Annotated in this window: 15 protein-coding genes and 1 tRNA gene; 5 read left to right on the top strand and 11 right to left on the bottom strand. The window is 59.8% G+C overall.

The features are described from left to right. Window positions 1-201: 201 nt before the first annotated feature. Window positions 202-1,155 carry an ornithine cyclodeaminase family protein gene (locus tag F4V60_RS03570; RefSeq protein ID WP_075729369.1) on the top strand — a complete coding sequence of 318 codons (954 nt, stop codon included), beginning with the start codon at window positions 202-204 and terminating at the stop codon, window positions 1,153-1,155. 34 nt (window positions 1,156-1,189) lie between these two features. On the opposite strand, the gene F4V60_RS03565 is transcribed toward F4V60_RS03570, so the two are convergent. The 6 genes from F4V60_RS03565 to F4V60_RS03540 form a co-directional block, all read right to left on the bottom strand. Beyond that, entirely contained in the window at window positions 1,190-2,668 is a 1,479-nt protein-coding gene (locus F4V60_RS03565; RefSeq protein ID WP_075729368.1) for a DASS family sodium-coupled anion symporter, read from the bottom strand. Between the two features lie 260 nt (window positions 2,669-2,928). Beyond that, on the bottom strand, window positions 2,929-3,699 hold the full coding sequence (locus F4V60_RS03560; RefSeq protein ID WP_232316004.1) for a hypothetical protein: 771 nt from the start codon (window positions 3,697-3,699) through the stop codon (window positions 2,929-2,931). A gap of 26 nt (window positions 3,700-3,725) precedes the next feature. After that, window positions 3,726-3,965, bottom strand: coding sequence for a hypothetical protein (locus F4V60_RS03555; protein WP_075729366.1), 240 nt, complete (start codon window positions 3,963-3,965; stop codon window positions 3,726-3,728). Window positions 3,966-4,080: 115 nt separating this feature from the next. After that, window positions 4,081-4,701 (bottom strand): Type 1 glutamine amidotransferase-like domain-containing protein, encoded by a 621-nt coding sequence (locus F4V60_RS03550; protein ID WP_075729365.1) that lies wholly within the window; start codon window positions 4,699-4,701, stop codon window positions 4,081-4,083. A gap of 112 nt (window positions 4,702-4,813) precedes the next feature. Then, window positions 4,814-4,890: transfer RNA gene (locus F4V60_RS03545), tRNA-Met, on the bottom strand. A 155-nt stretch (window positions 4,891-5,045) separates the two neighbouring features. Beyond that, window positions 5,046-7,991, bottom strand: a complete 2,946-nt coding sequence (locus F4V60_RS03540) for a UPF0182 family protein (protein WP_075729364.1) — start codon at window positions 7,989-7,991, stop codon at window positions 5,046-5,048. A 121-nt stretch (window positions 7,992-8,112) separates the two neighbouring features. On the opposite strand from F4V60_RS03540, the gene F4V60_RS03535 reads away from it, so the two are divergent. Both F4V60_RS03535 and F4V60_RS03530 read left to right on the top strand, forming a co-directional pair. Next, window positions 8,113-8,649, top strand: coding sequence for a PPA1309 family protein (locus tag F4V60_RS03535; protein ID WP_075729363.1), 537 nt, complete (start codon window positions 8,113-8,115; stop codon window positions 8,647-8,649). A 77-nt stretch (window positions 8,650-8,726) separates the two neighbouring features. After that, window positions 8,727-9,365 (top strand): beta-N-acetylglucosaminidase, encoded by a 639-nt coding sequence (locus tag F4V60_RS03530; RefSeq protein ID WP_075729362.1) that lies wholly within the window; start codon window positions 8,727-8,729, stop codon window positions 9,363-9,365. Between the two features lie 27 nt (window positions 9,366-9,392). Here the strand turns inward: F4V60_RS03530 and F4V60_RS03525 are convergent, their stop codons facing one another. Further along, window positions 9,393-10,463: a YlbL family protein gene (locus F4V60_RS03525; protein ID WP_075729361.1), complete on the bottom strand. Its 1,071-nt coding sequence runs from the start codon at window positions 10,461-10,463 to the stop codon at window positions 9,393-9,395. Window positions 10,464-10,565: 102 nt separating this feature from the next. On the opposite strand from F4V60_RS03525, the gene F4V60_RS03520 reads away from it, so the two are divergent. Next, window positions 10,566-11,999 carry a zinc-dependent metalloprotease gene (locus F4V60_RS03520; RefSeq protein ID WP_075729360.1) on the top strand — a complete coding sequence of 478 codons (1,434 nt, stop codon included), beginning with the start codon at window positions 10,566-10,568 and terminating at the stop codon, window positions 11,997-11,999. A gap of 16 nt (window positions 12,000-12,015) precedes the next feature. On the opposite strand, the gene F4V60_RS03515 is transcribed toward F4V60_RS03520, so the two are convergent. Beyond that, complete coding sequence (locus F4V60_RS03515) at window positions 12,016-12,531, bottom strand: M48 metallopeptidase family protein (RefSeq protein ID WP_075729359.1); 516 nt, start codon at window positions 12,529-12,531, stop codon at window positions 12,016-12,018. Between the two features lie 111 nt (window positions 12,532-12,642). Between F4V60_RS03515 and F4V60_RS03510 the strand changes: the two genes are divergently transcribed. Continuing rightward, on the top strand, window positions 12,643-13,527 hold the full coding sequence (locus F4V60_RS03510) for a TOMM precursor leader peptide-binding protein (protein ID WP_075729358.1): 885 nt from the start codon (window positions 12,643-12,645) through the stop codon (window positions 13,525-13,527). Here the strand turns inward: F4V60_RS03510 and F4V60_RS03505 are convergent. From F4V60_RS03505 to F4V60_RS03495, 3 genes are read right to left on the bottom strand one after another with little or no spacing between them, the layout of a single operon-like run. Continuing rightward, a complete protein-coding gene (locus F4V60_RS03505; protein WP_075729357.1) occupies window positions 13,505-15,559 on the bottom strand; it encodes an ATP-dependent DNA helicase UvrD2 in 2,055 nt (684 codons plus the stop codon). The genes F4V60_RS03510 and F4V60_RS03505 overlap by 23 nt on opposite strands. After that, window positions 15,552-16,271, bottom strand: coding sequence for an NAD(+) diphosphatase (locus F4V60_RS03500; protein ID WP_075729356.1), 720 nt, complete (start codon window positions 16,269-16,271; stop codon window positions 15,552-15,554). Before F4V60_RS03500 ends, F4V60_RS03505 begins: the two co-directional genes overlap by 8 nt. After that, window positions 16,272-17,366, bottom strand: coding sequence for a potassium channel family protein (locus F4V60_RS03495; protein WP_075729355.1), 1,095 nt, complete (start codon window positions 17,364-17,366; stop codon window positions 16,272-16,274). Window positions 17,367-17,438 lie beyond the last annotated feature (72 nt).

Raw genomic sequence — 17,438 nt, 5'->3', positions numbered from 1 at the left:
GATTTTCCACAAGTTTTACCCAAGACATAACCGGGGACATACTCGGTTCATAAGCCATTAAGGCGCCAGACACGACCGCCTGCCCCGCAGTCCGGGCAACAAAGTGTTCAGCCCTTCTTGGGTAGGGTGGGGCACTCCATTGGCTACGGATTCCGGTGCCCATAAACCAAAGTTCCTAGATTCTAAGGAGAAACTCTTCCTATGAGCCGCAACATCCCCTTCATTTCCGCCGCACAGGTATTTGCCAGGCTCTCCCCCGCTACTGCTGTGGAGATCATCCGCCGCACGCTCGCCACGGGCTATGAGCCCTCCACCAACCCTCCCCGCCAAGCAGTGCCCATTCCGCATGGCCAGCTGCTGACCATGCCCTCCTCCACGGACACCGGCGCCGGCATCAAGGTGCTTACAATCGCTGAACAAAGCCTCGGCGAAGGCATTCCGCGCATCCAAGGGCAGTACCTGCTTTTCGACGGAGCGACGCTTTCCCCACGCGCTATTATCGACGGCGCCGCCCTGACCACGTTGCGCACCCCCGCACTGTCCCTGGCCGGGATCAGCCAGCTGCTCGAGGAAGAAGATACTGCGCTGCCCACCGTCATCTTCGGCACTGGGCCTCAAGCCCGGGGGCACGCCGAGGCCTTGAGCAGCTTTATCAATGGCCGCCGCGACATCGACATCACCTTTATCAGCCGATCTCCCGCCGCCGACCTAGACAATTGGCAGAAGGCGGGAAGTGATAAGGCTCGGACCGCACTCGCGCAGGCAGAGCTCGTGATGTGCTGTACCACCTCCGCTGAGCCACTCTTTAGCCTCCCGGAAGCACGCCAGGACTCGATCATCGTGGCAATGGGCTCCCATGAGCCCCATAAACGCGAGCTCGGCTCCGATGTCATGGGCAGCGCACAGGTCATCGTCGAGGACACGGCTAACGCTTTGCGCGAATGCGGAGACGTCATCCTGGCCATCGAAGAAGGCAGCCTCGAGGCCGGCTCGCTCATCGAATTCAAGGACATCGTCACCGGCCGGCATAGCCTCAACCGCGAGAGCCCCGTGGTATTCAAGACCTCCGGTATGGGCTGGCAAGATCTGGTCCTGGCCCAAGCCATTGCTGCTGCAGCAGAAAAGACCCCACCGGAAGAACCGGAGGGGTCTTAGGCCAGCTACGTGGGCTGCTAAAGCAGCGAAAGCATTACCACCAGCCGAGCACCTTGAACCATAGGCCGCCGACGACGAACCAGATGACGAGGGAAGGAATCGAGCACAAGAAGCTGTACCCCCACCACTGGCCGGTCGAGTTATAGCCGGAGCCGAACAGAGCCGGGCCGGGGCCACCCGAGTACTGGGTCAGGCCCATGTTGAGCAAGGCCGTGTAGGCCAGTGCCATGGCCGCCAAGGTGGGAGGAGCGCCCAGGGCTATTGCCGTGGCAAGGAAGGCCGAGTACATCGCGGCAATGTGCGCAGTGGCAGAGGCAAAGAGATAGCGGGTGTAGAAGAATACCAGAATCAAGATGAACAGTCCGAGCTGCCAGGACAGCCCGCCGATAGAGCCAGCGATGGAGCTTGCGATCCAATCGACCACACCATAAGTGTTCAGAGCTCCAGCCATCATGACCAGCACGGCGAACCAGAAGATGGTGTTCCACGCGCCCTTTTCTTTGATGATGTCATCCCAGGTCATGATGGAGGCCAGCATGAGGATAACCAGGCCAATGAAAGCGGAGACGGTGGCGTTGATGCCGAAGACCATATCCCCTACGACCCACAGGAAGAGCAGCAGCACGAAGTCCGCGGCCAAGATGGCCTCAGCCCGCGACATGGGGCCCATTTCCTTGAGTTCTTTCTTGGCAAACTGGGCGATCTCAGGAGAATCCTTGATCTCTGGCGGATAGACCTTGTAGAGGAAGAAAGGAATGGCGATGAGCGCCACGATGCCGGGGACAACAGCGCCCACAAACCATGAGGTCCAGGTGATATGCACGCCGTAGTCGGCGGCCATGGACTGCATGATGGGGTTGCCAGCCATGGCGGTCAAGAACATTGCACAGACAATGGCGTCAATCTGCGAGATGGCAATGGCCAGGAAGGCACCTGCCTTGCGCGCTGTGGGGCCGGCCTCAGAGCCATAGGCCGAGGCGACCGATTGCATGATCGGGTACATGATTCCGCCACCACGCGCGGAGGCAGAGGGAACGCCGGGGCCAATAACGACGTCGGCAAGCGCGAAACCATAGGCCACGCCGATCATCTTCTTGCCGAATACCGAAACGAAGAAGAGCGCGATGCGCCGGCCAAGCCCAGTCTTGATGACGGCCCGAGAGAGGAACATCGCGATGCCGATGAGCCAGATGGTGGAATTGGCGAATCCCGAGAGCATTCCGACATCGCCCTGCTCGGCCTTGATGGGGGTCAGCCCCAGCAGACCGGAGAGGGTCAGCGCCACCAAACACACCGCACCCATGGGCATAACCTTGGCGATGATCGCCACAATAGTGGCTACAAAGAGTGCCAACATGTACCAGGCGCGGGGCTCCAGGTCACCAGGAATCGGAATGAGCGCGATGGCTCCTCCGACCACGAGGGGGATGAGGAGCTTCTTCCAATTGAAATACAGCTTTGCTGTTGTTTCGGGCACCGGTGTGGCTTTTGGTGCCTTAGTGGGGGCGGTCATGAGAGTATCCATTTCCTCGGAGTTTTCTGCACGACTTCTACGGTACTCCGCAGGTCGTTGCTAAGAAAACGTACGAAAATCCCATTAGTCCTCACAGTCCCCCACCGCACAATTCTTGTTGCATTTTCCCACATAAACGGGCATCCTGCAGCCCTTCTATGTGGTTGCTCACAGCCTCCGAAGGCGCATAAACGCCCTCGCATATGGGGCGCGAGGGCGTTGAAACTTGCCTTTTAGGACTCAGTCATAGTGGTGCCACACTAAAGGCGGAGGAAAGCCTTAAGGGCTGGGAATGCCTTCAGAAGCTGCGGGAGGATCGCACCGAGCGCGCCGACCAGGCCAACGCCCGCCAAGGCTGCGACGAGGGCTCCCACGACGCTACCGGCAGAAAAGTCGGTGGAAGAAGAACCAAGAGATGACTCCGTAGGCGGGGTCGGCTGCTTAGGCGCACAATCACCATGACGCACCTGCGCGGAACGCAAGGATACACCATCAGTCGCGGCATCATCCGCCCAGAGGAAGCTGGTGACGGTAACAGTACCGCCGGCTTCGCACTCAACTTGGTCTGTGTGGCTGGCAAAACCCTCGTTTGCGAAGTTGCCCATCTTCTCCGGACGCTCGTAGATCTTTCCATCTGACTCACTGAGCTTATTTCCGTCCCAGTTCAACACCTGGGAGGCGCCCCCGCATATCTCGTCACAGAGGACACTGAGCTGCTTGGAAGCCGCGCTGTAATCAAGTGCCATTACTCCCTTGAAAGGCGAAGAATATCGCTGCATAAGCCTCGGCTCCCCCTGGCTGAGATCGACAACGAGGACGTCACCGGTCTCCTCGACACCGGCGGCGAAGACGTCATCCTCCAGCTGCGCGAGCGCCTCCAAGCCGCCATTAGGCTGAATATCTCCCGTGAACATCGCGAGGTTCCGCTCCTGCTGTGCGTTCTGCGTGCCCTCCTTGCCAGTGGGGTTGGCAAAGCGAAGAATCGAGGGCCGGGAAGCCTTCTTATCTTCGTTGTTGCGCTCGGTGGCCAGGTAGATATCGCCATTGCGCGCGGCGACTATGCCTTCCGCGTCCGGTGCGCCGCCGCCTTCTGGGTAGCCCGTAGCCCACTGTCCACCGAGTTGTTGGTGTCCTTATTGGCCAGTTCAACGAAATCACCGATGGGGTCTCCATTGGACTCCGCTTCATTGACCACGACTGGGGAGCTCGTGACCTCGGTGGCACCTGCCGCCACGACGCTGCTGCACAACACTGCCGACGCCACCACCGGGGCTGCGAGGAGACTGAACTTCTTCACTATTGACCACTTTCCAGGGAGAGTAACTTTTCACGAACCTCAACAAAGTATCGGAGGTCCATGATCAGGAAATGATCCCTAGGAAAACACTGGGTGAATCAACTCTCACTTTCTGTCACAGTGAAGGGATGACTTCCGCCGCAGCGCCGCTGACGTGCAGCGCTTGACCGTCACGCAGCAGCAACAGCGGATATTTGTCCCCGTAAGTCTCAACGATGCGCGCAATCAACTCGGCCGGATACGGGGGAAGCTTTCCGTCTGCGTGAGGAACGATGACCTTGTCAATGAGGCCGAGCCCCCTATCACTGCTGAGCCCAGGCGCGACGTCACGGCTGTCCATCAACTCCGCCGGGGTCACTGACGGCCCCGTAATGATCGATCCTGCACTGCACCCTATATAAGGCAATCCCGCTCGCACGCGCTCCGCAAGGACGTCCCCCGTGCCGTTGGAACGCAATGCCTCAAGCAAGAGAAAGGTTTCCCCTCCTGCTACATACACGGCATCGAGGCTGCCAAGCACCTCGGCGAAGGAAGCGGCAGTTTCCCTCCGGGCAGAAATATCTACCAACTCGTAGCCCAATTCCGCAACGCCGGTGCGCTCCGCAGCCGCGAAAGGCATCCCCTCCGCTGCATCGGTGATGTATCCGAGGCGCAGTGGCCGGGCGAGCCCACCCACGCACTGCTCCAGAAAGGCTGGGACTGCGCCCACGTTAAGGGACAACAGGAGCATATTCATGCCTGAACGCTATCATTACCGGACTCACCTAGCAGCAGTGCGAGCCAATACTGTACCCGAATACGAGAAAATCCTCTCCCCACCCGAAGGTGACGAGAGGATAATCGGAAGTTGGTAGCGGGGGCAGGATTCGAACCTACGACCTCTGGGTTATGAGCCCAGCGAGCTACCGAGCTGCTCCACCCCGCGATGAGATGACTTCCATCCATCTGCGCTACACCGAGTAACTAACCTTTTAAAGTTAAGCCCTCTGTGCTGGCGACTTCTGTAACTATACATAAGGAAGCGGCACCCTCCCAAATCAGCCGGTCAGGTGCCGCTTTCACTCTTTGAGCAATCAGTCACTACTTGGAAAGTGACTGGTACGCGTCAACTGCCTTGTCGAGCTCATCGAGTGCCTTGCCGTATTCCTCGAAGGAACCATTGCGGGCGGACTCGACCTTCTTCAAAGCATCATTGATCTTGGAAATTGCCTCGCCCTCGCTGGAGGAAGAAGGAGCAGTCGCCGGCTGAGCAGAATCCGCGGGCTTTTCATCCCCTTCCTTGGCAGCAGAGGCATCCCCGCCGTCACCGCTAACCTCCTCGATGCTTTGGGCAGCCTTGGCATCGATGCCAACCTGCTCCAGCGCCTCGGCGATGGTCGGTGCGTAGCCAACCCGTCCCTTATAGGAGACGAGTACGCGCAGCAGCTTCGGGAACGCAGACTCTTGGCCCTTGCGCTGCGAGTAGATGGGCTCGACGTAGAGAATCTCTCCCCCACCAACCGGCAATGCCAGCAGATTGCCGTTGTGCAGGTCGTTGGAGCCCTCCCACAGAGTGCGGTCACGCGCGACCTGGTCCGAGGACATCATGGCATCCTGCGCCTGCTTCGGACCCTGGGTCTGAGTATTAGTGGGAAGGACACGCACGGTGAACTTGCCATAAGTCTCCGGGTCGGAGGAAACAGCCATGTGTGCCGAGAGGAACTGACGGTTAAGTCCACGATAAGAGGTGATCAGCTGGAAGCTAGGTTTGCCGGTCTTGGGATCGGCGGCCATCACGTAGTACGGCGGCTGGTTGAGGCCTTCATTTTCGCCGGCAGTAGGATCTTCAGGAACGGACCAGAATGCGTCGTTGTTGAAGAATACCCCTGGGTCATCAACGTGGTAGCGGGCCAGAAGCGTGCGCTGAACCTTAAACATATCCTCCGGGTATCGGAAGTGATCACGCAGCTCAGCCGAGATATCAGAGTTGGGCTTCACCACGTTGGGGAACACGCCCTCCCAAGCCTTGAGGACTGGGTCTTCAGTGTCGAACTCGTAGAGGTCTACCGTGCCGTCGTAGGCATCAACCGTAGCCTTGACCGAGTTCCTGATGTAACCAACGTTGTCATTGATGAGGCGCTGGCTCGTGCCGTCCGGGTTCTGAGCATCCTGCGTAGTTTCCGTCAGCGAGGTGCGCTGAGAATAAGGCAGGGCGTCAAGGGTGGTGTATCCATCAACTATCCACTTGATGCGGCCATCAATGACGGCAGGATAGGTGGAAGAGTCCGTGGTCAGCCAGGGGGCAACCTTCTCGACGCGCTCACGCGGGTCACGGTCATAGAGGATCTTGGAATCCTCGCCCACTCGATCCGAGAGCAGGAAGTTCATCTCCTGGTACTTAAGCGCATAGGCGGCGCGGTCAAAGACGTTCCCGATGGAGACTCCGCCCGTTCCGTCATAGGTGTAAGTGGAGGAATCGGTGTCATACTCAACCGGTTCATCACCCGTCTGTCCGACGATGGCATAGTCCAGTCCGTCCTGCGCCGAGGCGATGACAGGACCGAAGTAAGTGCGCGGCTGGTCGACGTGGATGCCCAGGGATTCCTCAGCATCCTTGGTCTCTCCCTCACCTTGGGCCTTGCCGGCCTTGGTCTGAAGATCGGAGACTGTAAAGACGGGGAAACCACCGCGGGCAGATCCGGCGTCACGCGCTACTTCATCGACGGTATTTGCTTGTGCGGCGACAAAGCCGTTGCCGTGGGTATATACAGTGTGGCGGTTGATCCAGTTCGACTGGTTCTCACGCAGCTCATTGGGATCTAGCTCGCGCGCGGCGACCACGAAGTCCCGCATCTCGCCATCGACCTCATAGCGGTCCATGGCCAGCGGGCTGGGGAAGCCGTAGAAGTTCTTCAGCTGCTGCATCTGAGTAAAGGTCGGAGGCAAAACATCCGGATCAAGAAGGCGCAGGTTGGAGATCGTGGCGGACTCGGAGGCTACCTCAGAGTCAGCGACCTCGCTAGCGCCCCAGTTGCGCTCGTAGGTCACGTCCTCATCGGTGAGGCCATAGGCGTAGCGCGTGGACTCAATGTTGCGCCCGATGGACTCCGCTTCCTTGGCCTGACGGTTAGGCTGCACCGAGAACTGCTCCATGAGCAGCGGCCATGCCTGACCGATGATGAGCGAGGAAAGGAGCATCAACACAACCGCAAGTCCGGGGATGCGAAGGTCCTTGACTACGAGGGCCATAAACAACGCGATTGCGACGAATACGGCGATGATCATCAAGATAATCTTCGCCGGCAGGTAGGCGTTGATGTCCGTATAAGAAGCACCGGTGAAAAGTGCGTGATCTGCGTAAAGCAGCTCATAGCGCTCGAACCAGTATTTTGCTACCTGCAGGAGCATCCAGATACCTGCGGTCACCGCGAGCTGGACGCGAGCAGGACGGGAGATGGCACCGGTGATGCCTGCGGAACGGTTACCAATGCGGATGCCGCCGAGGATGTAGTGTCCAAACAATGCGATAAGGAAAGCAACTGCAGTGAGCACCGACAGCGTGCTGACGAGCAGCTGCCACATGGACAAGCTAAAGGCATAGAAGCCCAGATCGTTGCCGAACTGCGGATCTTCAACGCCGAAGGGGTGACGGTTGAGGAAGAGCAAAACGTCGCGCCATGCGGACTGGCCCAAGATGCCGGCGACGATGCCAACGATGAAGGGAACCACCCGGAAGAAAAGGTGCATGCCCTTCTCAATGGAACGGCGATACTGATGCACCGGAGAATTGAGATCCCCGATATCGAACTCATCAGGGCGCCCACGCCAGGTTAGGTAGCCGGCCAGCCACACGACGGCGCCGCTGACGAGCGCAAAGACCGCGAAGAGGACGATGCGCGCGAGAATTGTCTTGGTAAAGACGTTGCGATACTCGATTGCCCCGAACCACCTCCAGTCCGTGTAAACGCCGACGGCCAAAGGCCCGACGAACAATAGGATGGCTATGATAGCCACGACCCACGTGAGCGCACGAGGGGGTCGCTTCATAGGGGCCGCGGGTTGGGATAGTCCAGAGACCAACGCCAGCTCCAATCAAAATCGTATGAATATTACCGGTATAGACTTCCAGCTTAGGGAAGCAATACACAGATAACGAATAAGGATGTTTATGAGTTCCCCCGGAATCTCCCAGCCCGCTCTCAACAAGGCCATGCGTGAAGCCGTCGAATTTGTCCACGGCGAGGGCTGGGACGCGCGGCCTTCCCTATTCGCCCTCGTGCCGACCGAGCTGCTGGCAGAGCAACTAGGCCAATGGGACGAAGCGGATGATTCACCGCTGACTCTCGTGGTCCAAGATTCTCTTCCCGACAACATCGAGCCTGGTTCCGAGCAACTTGCGGACTACGTATCGCGTTTGGCCTGGCCTCCCGAGGTCGCGGGGGTCATCCTCGCCCAGGAAATTGTCTTTCGCGATACGTCGAACCCCGCAGCGAAACCGAGTCCCGCCCGCCTGTTCTCCGGTGTCCTCCGTGAGGAAGGCGTGGAGTTGACGCTGCTTCAGCTGCGCCCGACCGAGGAAGATCTGGCGCAGGCAGGCCCCTTCGCGCAGGACGAGATCCAGTTGCGGGGCGGGCCGGACGTGGCGCCGGGGATCATCGCCGCCCTTCGATACGGTTTGGAACAAGAACCGGAAGAACTCGACTAGACTAATAGACCGGGTTGCCTTTCCGGCGACCTCGCTAAAGGCACCAACACTTAAGTACGTATGCAAGGAGTCCTATCGTGCGCAACCGCGCTGTCCACCGCTTGACCGGCGCCGCCGCGCTCGGCCTCTCCTTGGGGCTGTTTCTGGCGGGTTGCTCCACCCGAGACGAGGATCCCGCCGCATCCGACTCCTCTACCCCGGAGACTACGGCCAGCTCTACCTCTGCACAGGACTCTTCCGCTAGCGCTTCATCCACTGAGGCTTCCGCCTCTGAATCTGGAAACCGTTCCGAGGAGGCGGCTTCGCAAAGCAGCGAACCTGCAGACTCCACGCGCTCGGAATCCCGGCAGGTCAAGTCGGTGGCGGATGCACAGAAGATCTTCGGCTCGCTTGCCCCGGATACGGTATTCGCCGAGTTCGATCGCTGCGATCCAGCCGGGGTCAAAGATTCCTATAACTGCTCTGGCCCGGAAATTGGCCAATTCCAGTTCTTTAAGTCGCAATCCAAGGCCTCGCAGACCACGCAGGTGCTCACCGAGCTGCGCAGCTCTCGCGTCGTGGAAGATGACGGCGACCGCGTCGTGGGTTGGTCCACTCTGGGCACTACCGCGGTCATCACCGTCGTAGATAATAAGGAAGGACTGGTGATGCAGCAGATGATTTCGACCGACCAGGAAGATCCCGAGGACAGGATTAAAGAGCTAGGCCTCGCTTAGGCTTCGTCCCTTCGCCGGGGACTTCCTCTACCCCGCCTGGCAGGTCTCTACAGGTTTTCCTTGGGAGAAGTTGTCCATGGCGGTGGTCGCATCCTGCAGGCTTTTCACCTTGGCTATCACCATGTCTCCGTTTGCGCCCTTGGTAGCCTCCGCGCAGTTGTCTGCCGGGGCTAAGAAGATCTGCGCCCCTGCTTCCTCGGCCGCCCGCACCTTGTGTTCGATGCCTCCAATGGGCCCCACGGTGCCACTTTCGTCGATCGTGCCAGTTCCGGCCACGAACTTGCCGCCGTTGAGATCCCCGGGGGAAAGCTTGTCGATGACCGCGAGGGTGAACATCATTCCCGCCGAGGGGCCGCCAATGTCCTGGAGATTGTAGTCCACGGTGATGTCCTCCGCAGGCTCAGACAGCATGCTCAGGCCGAGGAACGATACCTTCTTATCAGCAGGCGAGGAACCGAGGGTCACCGCACTTGTGAGCTCTTTCCCACCCCGCAAAACGCTCACCTCTACGCTGTCGCCCGGCTGTTTGGCGCGGATGCGATCTTGAACCTGCCCGGGCTCGGTCACTTCCTCGCCATCGATGGCTGTTACTTCGTCGTCTTTTTGAATCTTGCCTGACGCGGGGGAACCATCAAGCACGTCGACGACCTTAATCTTTAGAGGAAGGTCGAGATAATTCATAGCCGCTACGGTGGCGGCAGATTCAGACTCAGTAAAAGCCTGCTTGTTGGACTGTTCTACTTCCTCATCAGTCATATTCTGCGGAATGACGGTCTCGATGGGCACGATGGTGTCATCCGTAAACAACCAGCGGCCAAAGGCCTGTGCAAGAGTCATATTGGTACGCACGGACACGGTGGTCATATTTAGGTTGCCGTCTGTGTCATAGACGTGCGGGGCTTTAACCGCGACTACCTGCACTCCATCGACATCCCCCAGCGTATTCACTGTGGGCCCTGGCCCCTCGGCCGCGTAGGGAACAGTCAGGGAGATGTCTGTTCCCGGAATACGATCGATACTCACCAATGCTCCGGTAAGCACGACGGGGATAGCACCCAAGACGAGGGTGCGGCGTCGACGGTTTGCTGCTGATTTCACGAGGCCTTAGCCTACAACGTTTTATTCGGAGTTATCTGTGTTCGCTGTCAGCGTTGCGCGCTTCATAGAATAGTGAGCGCGAGTATCGGTACATTGGGACGCATGAGCAAAGGATTCGGTTTTTCCTTCCCCAATAGTGATGACGACGATGACAACGACGGCCGCCGCGACCACAACCCCTTCGGGGGCTTTAACTTCGGCGCCGGCGGTGGCGGGCTCGGCGACATGCTGAACCAATTCGGTCAGATGCTATCCGGCATGGGCTCCTCCATGAACTCTGAGGGCGGTGCTGGGCCGGTTAATTACGATCTGGCAAAGCGGATCGCCATGCAGGAGATCTCTGCTAGCAAGCCCGTCAGTCCGGAAGACGCACGCGCCGTAGAGGAATCAGTGCGCCTTGCGGAATTGTGGCTCGATGACGCCACGACGTTACCCACCGCTTCTGGCACAGTGAGCGCATGGAACTCCGTGGAGTGGCTCGAGGCTACGTTGCCCATGTGGCAGCGCATGGTCTCCCCCGTGGCCAAGCACATGAATGATGCTCAGCTGGAGTCCATGCCTGAAGAAGCCCGGAACATGATGGGTCCTCTTTCGCAGATGATGAACCAGATGTCTGGCATGAACTTCGGCATGCAACTTGGGCACGCTTTAGGGGATCTGGCCTCCCAGGCTTTGACTGGCTCGGACTTCGGGCTGCCCATCGCGCCTGCTGGAGTGACCGCGTTGTTGCCGCAGAATATCCAAAAAGCCAGCGCCGGCCTGGACATTCCAGCCCAGGAGGTCTTAGTCTATGTGGCTGCACGTGAGGCAGCTCGCCAGCGCCTGTTCAAGCACGTTCCTTGGTTAGTGGAGCGCATCGTTTCCTCCGTCGAGGAATACGCCATGGGCCTAGTTATCGATACTTCTCACATCGAGGAAGCAGCGCGCGATCTCAACCTAGAATCGGGAGACCCCCAAGCCATCCAAGATGCCATTGGCAAGCTGCAGGGCATGGATCTTTCCCCCAAGATCAGTTCTCGTAACGCGGCCGCCGCCGCACGCCTAGAGACTTTGCTGGCCTTGGTCGAGGGCTGGGTCGAGCACGTTGTCTCCGAGGCTTTGGGCGAGCGCATCCCCTCCACCGCCGCCTTGACCGAGGCTTGGGCACGGCGCCGCGTTAGCGGAGGCTCCGCCGACCAAGCCCTTTCGAAGGTCGTGGGCATCGAACTCAGTGCACCAAAGGTGTCCGAGGCAGCAGAGTTGTGGCACCGCGCCACCGTGGCCGTCGGTCCTGAGCAGCGTGATAAGACGTGGGATCACGCGGACTTCCTGCCCACCGCAGACAACATCGATAACCCCGCCGCATTCATCGATTCCCTCCTGGATGATTCCACGGATGAGGGCTTCGAGCAGGAGTTTGCCAAGCTTGAGCAGATGCTGCGTGAGCAAGACAGCGGCGCTGAAGGCAACGCCAGTGATGGTGACACCGAAAATAAGAACACCGGTGACGACAGCGACAAGGGCGATAAGGACAACGGCGAAAAGAACGAGGGCTAAGAAAGTCCCGCTTTAACTACCTCGGGGCCTCGGCGCTAAAACGCTGATAGGCCTCGAGGTATCCTTTTGCCCTTTCGGCTTGCGGGGCTTTATCCGCCCAATCCCAGAACTCGGTTCCGTGACCGGGGATGAAGGTATGCGTGAGCTCATGAATGATCACGGCTTCCACCACATAATCGGGCACGTCACGCAGGCGGTCGCTGATGCGAATCTCACCTGTTCCCGTGGTGCAACTACCCCAGCGCGAATTCTGATTACTCACCCACCTGATGGAGCTAAAAGTGGCGCGGCCAGCGAGGTAGCGCTCATTGAGCTCCCGTGCCCGGCGAGCCAAGTCTTCATCAGAGGAGTGCCGGCTTTTATGCTTGCGTTCTAGCCGCGCGCGCATGTCGGCGACAGCCTGGGCCTCTTCTTCGCGCGACATCCATGCCGGAATGCGCACCTGCAGCACTCCGTCGGTCACGCGCGCTTGCACCGTGCGCCGGCGGCGGGCAGAACGGATAACGTCCACGGGAATCTGGGCACTCGACATGACAGCAGATTCTACCTGTGGTGCAATGGTGCCTATCTGCGGGGCAGGGGGTGTCACGCAGTCTCGAGGAGTCCAACTCGAGAACACCAAGGGGAGAAAGACTCAACGCGAATGTATGACGAATACCAAGGCGGAGAACTACTGCAGCTGACATATGGCTGCCAAGCTGTGGTGCGCGAGCCGGGCGTGGTGCAATTTGGCGCAGACGCAACTCGTATGGGTCTCATCGAGGTAAAAGGAGCCACAGAGGTTGCCGCCGTCCTGAACGCGCTGGCTGAGCCCGCCCCACGCGCACGCATCATCGAGGACCTGCGGGACTGTGGCCTGGGGGTCATGGCTTCTTCCAGCCTCGTCGCGGACCTGGTGGGATATGGCATTCTCAGGCCCCCGGCGATGGCGAGCTACCTCACCATCCTCGGGGATTCCGTCCTAGCAGGGCGACTGCGCGCCATGGCGCAGTCCGATGGCTTTGAGCTGCGCACGCCGTTGGGAGAGGAATCTCTGGGCTCCTATGCGTCAAGCCTCGATTCGGATATTCCGGTTGTCGCCGTGGACTTCCTGGCGGATCCCGTGGACACAGCCAACGCGCTTGATGGCCACGGACTCACCTGGTTACCGGTCTCCTTGCTCGACTCCCGTGGATTCATCGGCCCGCTGCGCCGCGGTGAGCAGGGCCCGTGCCCGCTGTGTGCACACCTACACCGCGTAGATGCAGATCCGCGCTGGCACCACGTCTCCCAACAGCTGGCGCAGACCCCTGGAATTGCGGACCCGGCAGCGATACAGGCCGTCGCCGCCCAGGCCCTCATCCAGATCCGCAAACTAGCGGGCCGGCCCCTTCCGCCAGGCGCAAGCGGCGCCACCATGCTTAACGGAGAAGTACTCGAGGTCGATGTCTACGGGCGCAACCAGCAGCGCTTCCTCAACGAGCACCGCCGCTGCCCCGTGTGCTTTAGCGGGGCCTTGCAGGCCATTAGCCCCTTGTTGCGCGAATAACCTCGAGGACCTCGGCGCCGTAGCGCTCAAGCTTGGCGGGGCCGACGCCAGCCACATCGAGCATCTCCGCATCACTGCCTGGTAGATCCTCAGAGAGTGCGCGCAAAGTGGCATCCGAAAAGATTACGTAGGCCGGCACCTTGGCGTCCCGCGCCGCACGCGAACGCCAGGCACGCAAGGCGCTGAATACCTCCTCGTCCCCCTGATACTCACAGTCCTCGTGCCGACCCAGAACTTTCTCGGCCGGCGTTTGCAGCTCGCCGCGGCATACCCGGCATCGCTGCGGGCGGTACTTGCGCCCTGCCGTATGTGATTGCGCCACCTCAGGGACAATCCCGTCGAGAAAGCGGGTGCGCTCACGTGAAGCCCGCGAGCCTGTGCTCTTGGCCAGGGCCCACGACAACGCCAGGTGCACTCTCGCCCGGGTAATTCCCACGTAAAACAGCCGGCGTTCCTCTTCGATCTGCTCATCTCCGGCCTTGATGGCGTGGTTGATGGGCAGCAGCTTCTCCGTCAAACCAACGAGGAATACTGCATCCCACTCCAGGCCTTTGGCCGCGTGCAGAGTAGCTAAGGTGACGCCCTCCATGGTGGGGTTCTGCTTGGCATCAGCCCTGCGCTTCAGCTCCCCCAAGACCGCAGGTAGATCAAAATCAGGGCTATCACTCACAATCTGGGCGATGAGATCAACTAATGCATTGAGCGATTGCCAGCGCTCCCGGGCCTGCGCACCTTGGGGCTCGGTGGCGCTTAGACCGAGCTCGACGAAGGCCGCGCGGGCAATGGCTACCGGATCATCAGGCAAATCTTCACGGCGCGAGGCCGCGATGAGTACGCGGATGGCCTCGAGGATCTCGGGGCGCCGGAAGAAACCCTCGCCTCCGCGCACCTGGTATATTATGCCGGCATCCGCCAAGGCCTGCTCGAAAGGCTCGGATTGCGCGTTAATGCGGTACAAGATAGCGATCTCGGAGGCGCGCACGCCCTGCGCCAGCAACGTGAGGATCTGACCCGCGACCTCCTTGGCCTCATTTTCTTCCGATTCATAGGCACGGAAAGTAGGCTCCGGACCGGGCTCACGCATGCCCTGCAGTTCCAGCCGGGTGCCCGCAGCACGCCCGGTAGCCTTGCCAATGACAGTATTGGCCAGTCCCGTGACCTGCGGGGTGGAGCGGTAGTCCCGCTGAAGCTTGACGACGGTGGCTTCTGGGTAGGTCCGCGAAAAGTCCAAGAGGTACTCCGGCGAGGCCCCGTTGAAGGAGTAGATGGTCTGATTGGCATCCCCCACCACGGTCAGATCATCCCTATCCCCCAGCCAGGCGTTGAGCACGCGCTGCTGGAGGGGCGTCACGTCCTGGTACTCATCCACGACGAAGGTGCGGTATTGCTCCCGGAATACCTCGGCGACGCCAGGGACGTTCTCAATCGCTCCGGCGATGTGCATCAAGAGATCATCGAAGTCCAACAGCATGCGTTCCGGCGTGGACTTGAGTTGCTCGTAGCGCCGATAGACCTCAGCGACCTTGGCCGGATCCGTGGGCGCCTCCCGCGCCGTGGTGGCGATGACCTCCGGGTAGGAATCCGCGCTGATGAGCGAGGACTTGGCCCACTCGATTTCTGAAAGGAAGTCCTTGATCGAATCCTTGGAGTTATCTGCCCCCAGCGAACGAACCGCACGGCCAACCAAGGAGAACTTATTGTCTATGAGCTGCCAAGGCAGGTCACCGGCTACCTGTGGCCAGAAGTAGCGCAGCTGACGCCGCGCAGCGGCGTGAAAAGTCTGGGCTTGGACTCCCCCGACCCCCATGGCGGCAAGGCGATCCCGCATCTCTCCAGCGGCGCGCGCGGTGAAAGTCACTGCGAGGACGCGCTGCGGGTTGACGAAGCCTTGGTCTACCAAGTTGGCGATGCGGTAGGTAATTGTGCGGGTCTTTCCCGTACCCGCGCCAGCCAGAATGCAGACGGGGCCACGAGGCGCGACGGCCGCGCGCCGTTGATCCTCATCTAATAGGGACAAGTCCGGTTTAATCACCGTGATACCACTCCATGATCATTTTGTGTGCGATTGATCCCGGGCGGGCAATGGGCAGGGAGGGAAGCTCCCTGCGAGATACCCACCGAATCTCTTCCAACTCCCCGTCAGAATCGCAGGTGGCGTGGACATCCTCCGTCACCGCAGAAAACCCGAGCATGATGGAGCCACTTGGGGGCCACGGCTGCGAGCCCCAATAGGTGACGTCATCGACTCGGCGCCCCGTTTCCTCCAGAGCTTCGCGCCTAAAGGCCTCTTCTAGGCTTTCTCCGGACTCAACATAACCAGCGATGAGGGAGTAAAAACCGGAGCGCTGACGGTTGCGGGCGAGAAGAATGCGCTCGCTGCCGGCCAGAGTAATGAGTCCAATGACCGCTGGATCCAGCCGTGGAAAGACCTGCCGGTTCGCGTCATCAGCATCGTGGCCTACGATACCCGGTTCTGGGAACTCGAGAGGCTTGCCAGTGCGTGGATCGAAGCGCTGCTCGCGACGGTTGCGGATGAGCGCAATGGCCCGCAGGATCTGCGGATTCGCTGCGAAATAAGGTGCATCGTGTAGCTGGCCTAGCCGGGCCGCAGCGGAATCCTCGATCAAGAAAGCAACGAAACCCTGGAGTGCGACCTGAATCTGGCCCGTGGGCGCGGGAAGAAAAAGCGGCAGACCTGTACCGTCAACGGGCACGTGCCCAGTAGCGGTTACTGGCAAGTACACCTAGTCCTCCTCGTCCTTTTCTGTGACCTCCACGGGGCGTTCCATATCGTGCTTGATATAGAGCAAGCGGTCCCCCGGCTTCAGCGCCGAGGCGTCCGCGGTATCGACGCGGTGGAGGTCATTGTTGCGCAACACAGCCAAGACTATATCCGCGAGGTGACGCGGGTTAGAGCCCACCTCAAACTCGCGGACGGGGCGCTCGGCCACGGAGAATCCCTCATTCGGGGAAAGCAGATCCTCCATCATTTCCACCACCGTGGGCGTAACGGTAGCCAGCCCCAGCATGCGCCCAGCAGTCTCTGCGGAGGTGACCACGGAATCCGCTCCCGATTGGCGCAGCAAGTGGCGATTCTCGGACTCACGGACGGAGGCGACGATCTTGGCCTTGGGATTAAGCTCGCGCACGGAGAGCGTGCACAGCACGGCGGTATCGTCCGTGGACGGGGTGACCACGATAGACTGCGCATGCTCGACGCCGGCGATTTTCAAGATGTCCTGCTTGGTGCCCGAGCCATAGATGGTGACGAGGCCGTGGTGCTCGGCATGTGCGAGAGAAGCGCGGTTGGAATCGATGACCACGATCTGCGAAGCTGCAACACCATCCGCCAGCAGCGCGGAGACCGCCCCTGCGCCCTTGGTGCCGTAGCCGATGACAACGGTATGGTTACGCAATTGCTTTCTCCAATTCTGGATCTCGAAGGTCCTACGCGCTTTATCGGTCAGGACTGACAAGGTGGCACCGACCAACAAAACCAAGAAGACGAGGCGGGCCGGGGTGATGATAATGAGGTTGATGAAACGAGCCTGTGGGGTGACGGGCACTATGTCCCCGTAGCCCACCGTGGTCAGCGAAACCGCGGCATAGTATGCGGCATCGAGCAAGGAAATATCTTCGCTATATCCCTCGCCGTCGAAGTAGACCACGAAGGTAACAAAGACAACGAGGCCGAAGGCCCACAGCGCACGATAGCCCAACTGACGCCACGGACTGGAGCTTTCATCCCGTGGGACCCTGATGATGTCGATGAGGGCATAGTCGGGCTCGGTGCTGCGCTCCGCTTGCGGATTTAAGCGCTCCTTGAGCCTTGCGCTCATACGACTGGCGCGTTTCCTGGCAAACAGTGATCTCTCCGCTCTATCAAACCTTGTAGTGGACTTAAACTCTCT

The organism is Corynebacterium flavescens, from assembly GCF_008693105.1.
Taxonomy (GTDB): Bacteria; Actinomycetota; Actinomycetes; order Mycobacteriales; family Mycobacteriaceae; genus Corynebacterium; species Corynebacterium flavescens.
Note: the sequence above shows the minus strand (reverse complement) of the source record. Positions and strands in the feature narration are given on the sequence as shown.

Coding starts and splice junctions, on each gene's coding strand:
- F4V60_RS03540 (WP_075729364.1), bottom strand. CDS start 7,991: ATGAAGCGACCCCCTCGTGCGCTCACGTGGGTCGTGGCTATCATAGCC.
- F4V60_RS03570 (WP_075729369.1), top strand. CDS start 202: ATGAGCCGCAACATCCCCTTCATTTCCGCCGCACAGGTATTTGCCAGG.
- F4V60_RS03510 (WP_075729358.1), top strand. CDS start 12,643: ATGTATGACGAATACCAAGGCGGAGAACTACTGCAGCTGACATATGGC.
- F4V60_RS03550 (WP_075729365.1), bottom strand. CDS start 4,701: ATGAATATGCTCCTGTTGTCCCTTAACGTGGGCGCAGTCCCAGCCTTT.
- F4V60_RS03495 (WP_075729355.1), bottom strand. CDS start 17,366: ATGAGCGCAAGGCTCAAGGAGCGCTTAAATCCGCAAGCGGAGCGCAGC.
- F4V60_RS03535 (WP_075729363.1), top strand. CDS start 8,113: ATGAGTTCCCCCGGAATCTCCCAGCCCGCTCTCAACAAGGCCATGCGT.
- F4V60_RS03515 (WP_075729359.1), bottom strand. CDS start 12,531: ATGTCGAGTGCCCAGATTCCCGTGGACGTTATCCGTTCTGCCCGCCGC.
- F4V60_RS03565 (WP_075729368.1), bottom strand. CDS start 2,668: ATGACCGCCCCCACTAAGGCACCAAAAGCCACACCGGTGCCCGAAACA.
- F4V60_RS03520 (WP_075729360.1), top strand. CDS start 10,566: ATGAGCAAAGGATTCGGTTTTTCCTTCCCCAATAGTGATGACGACGAT.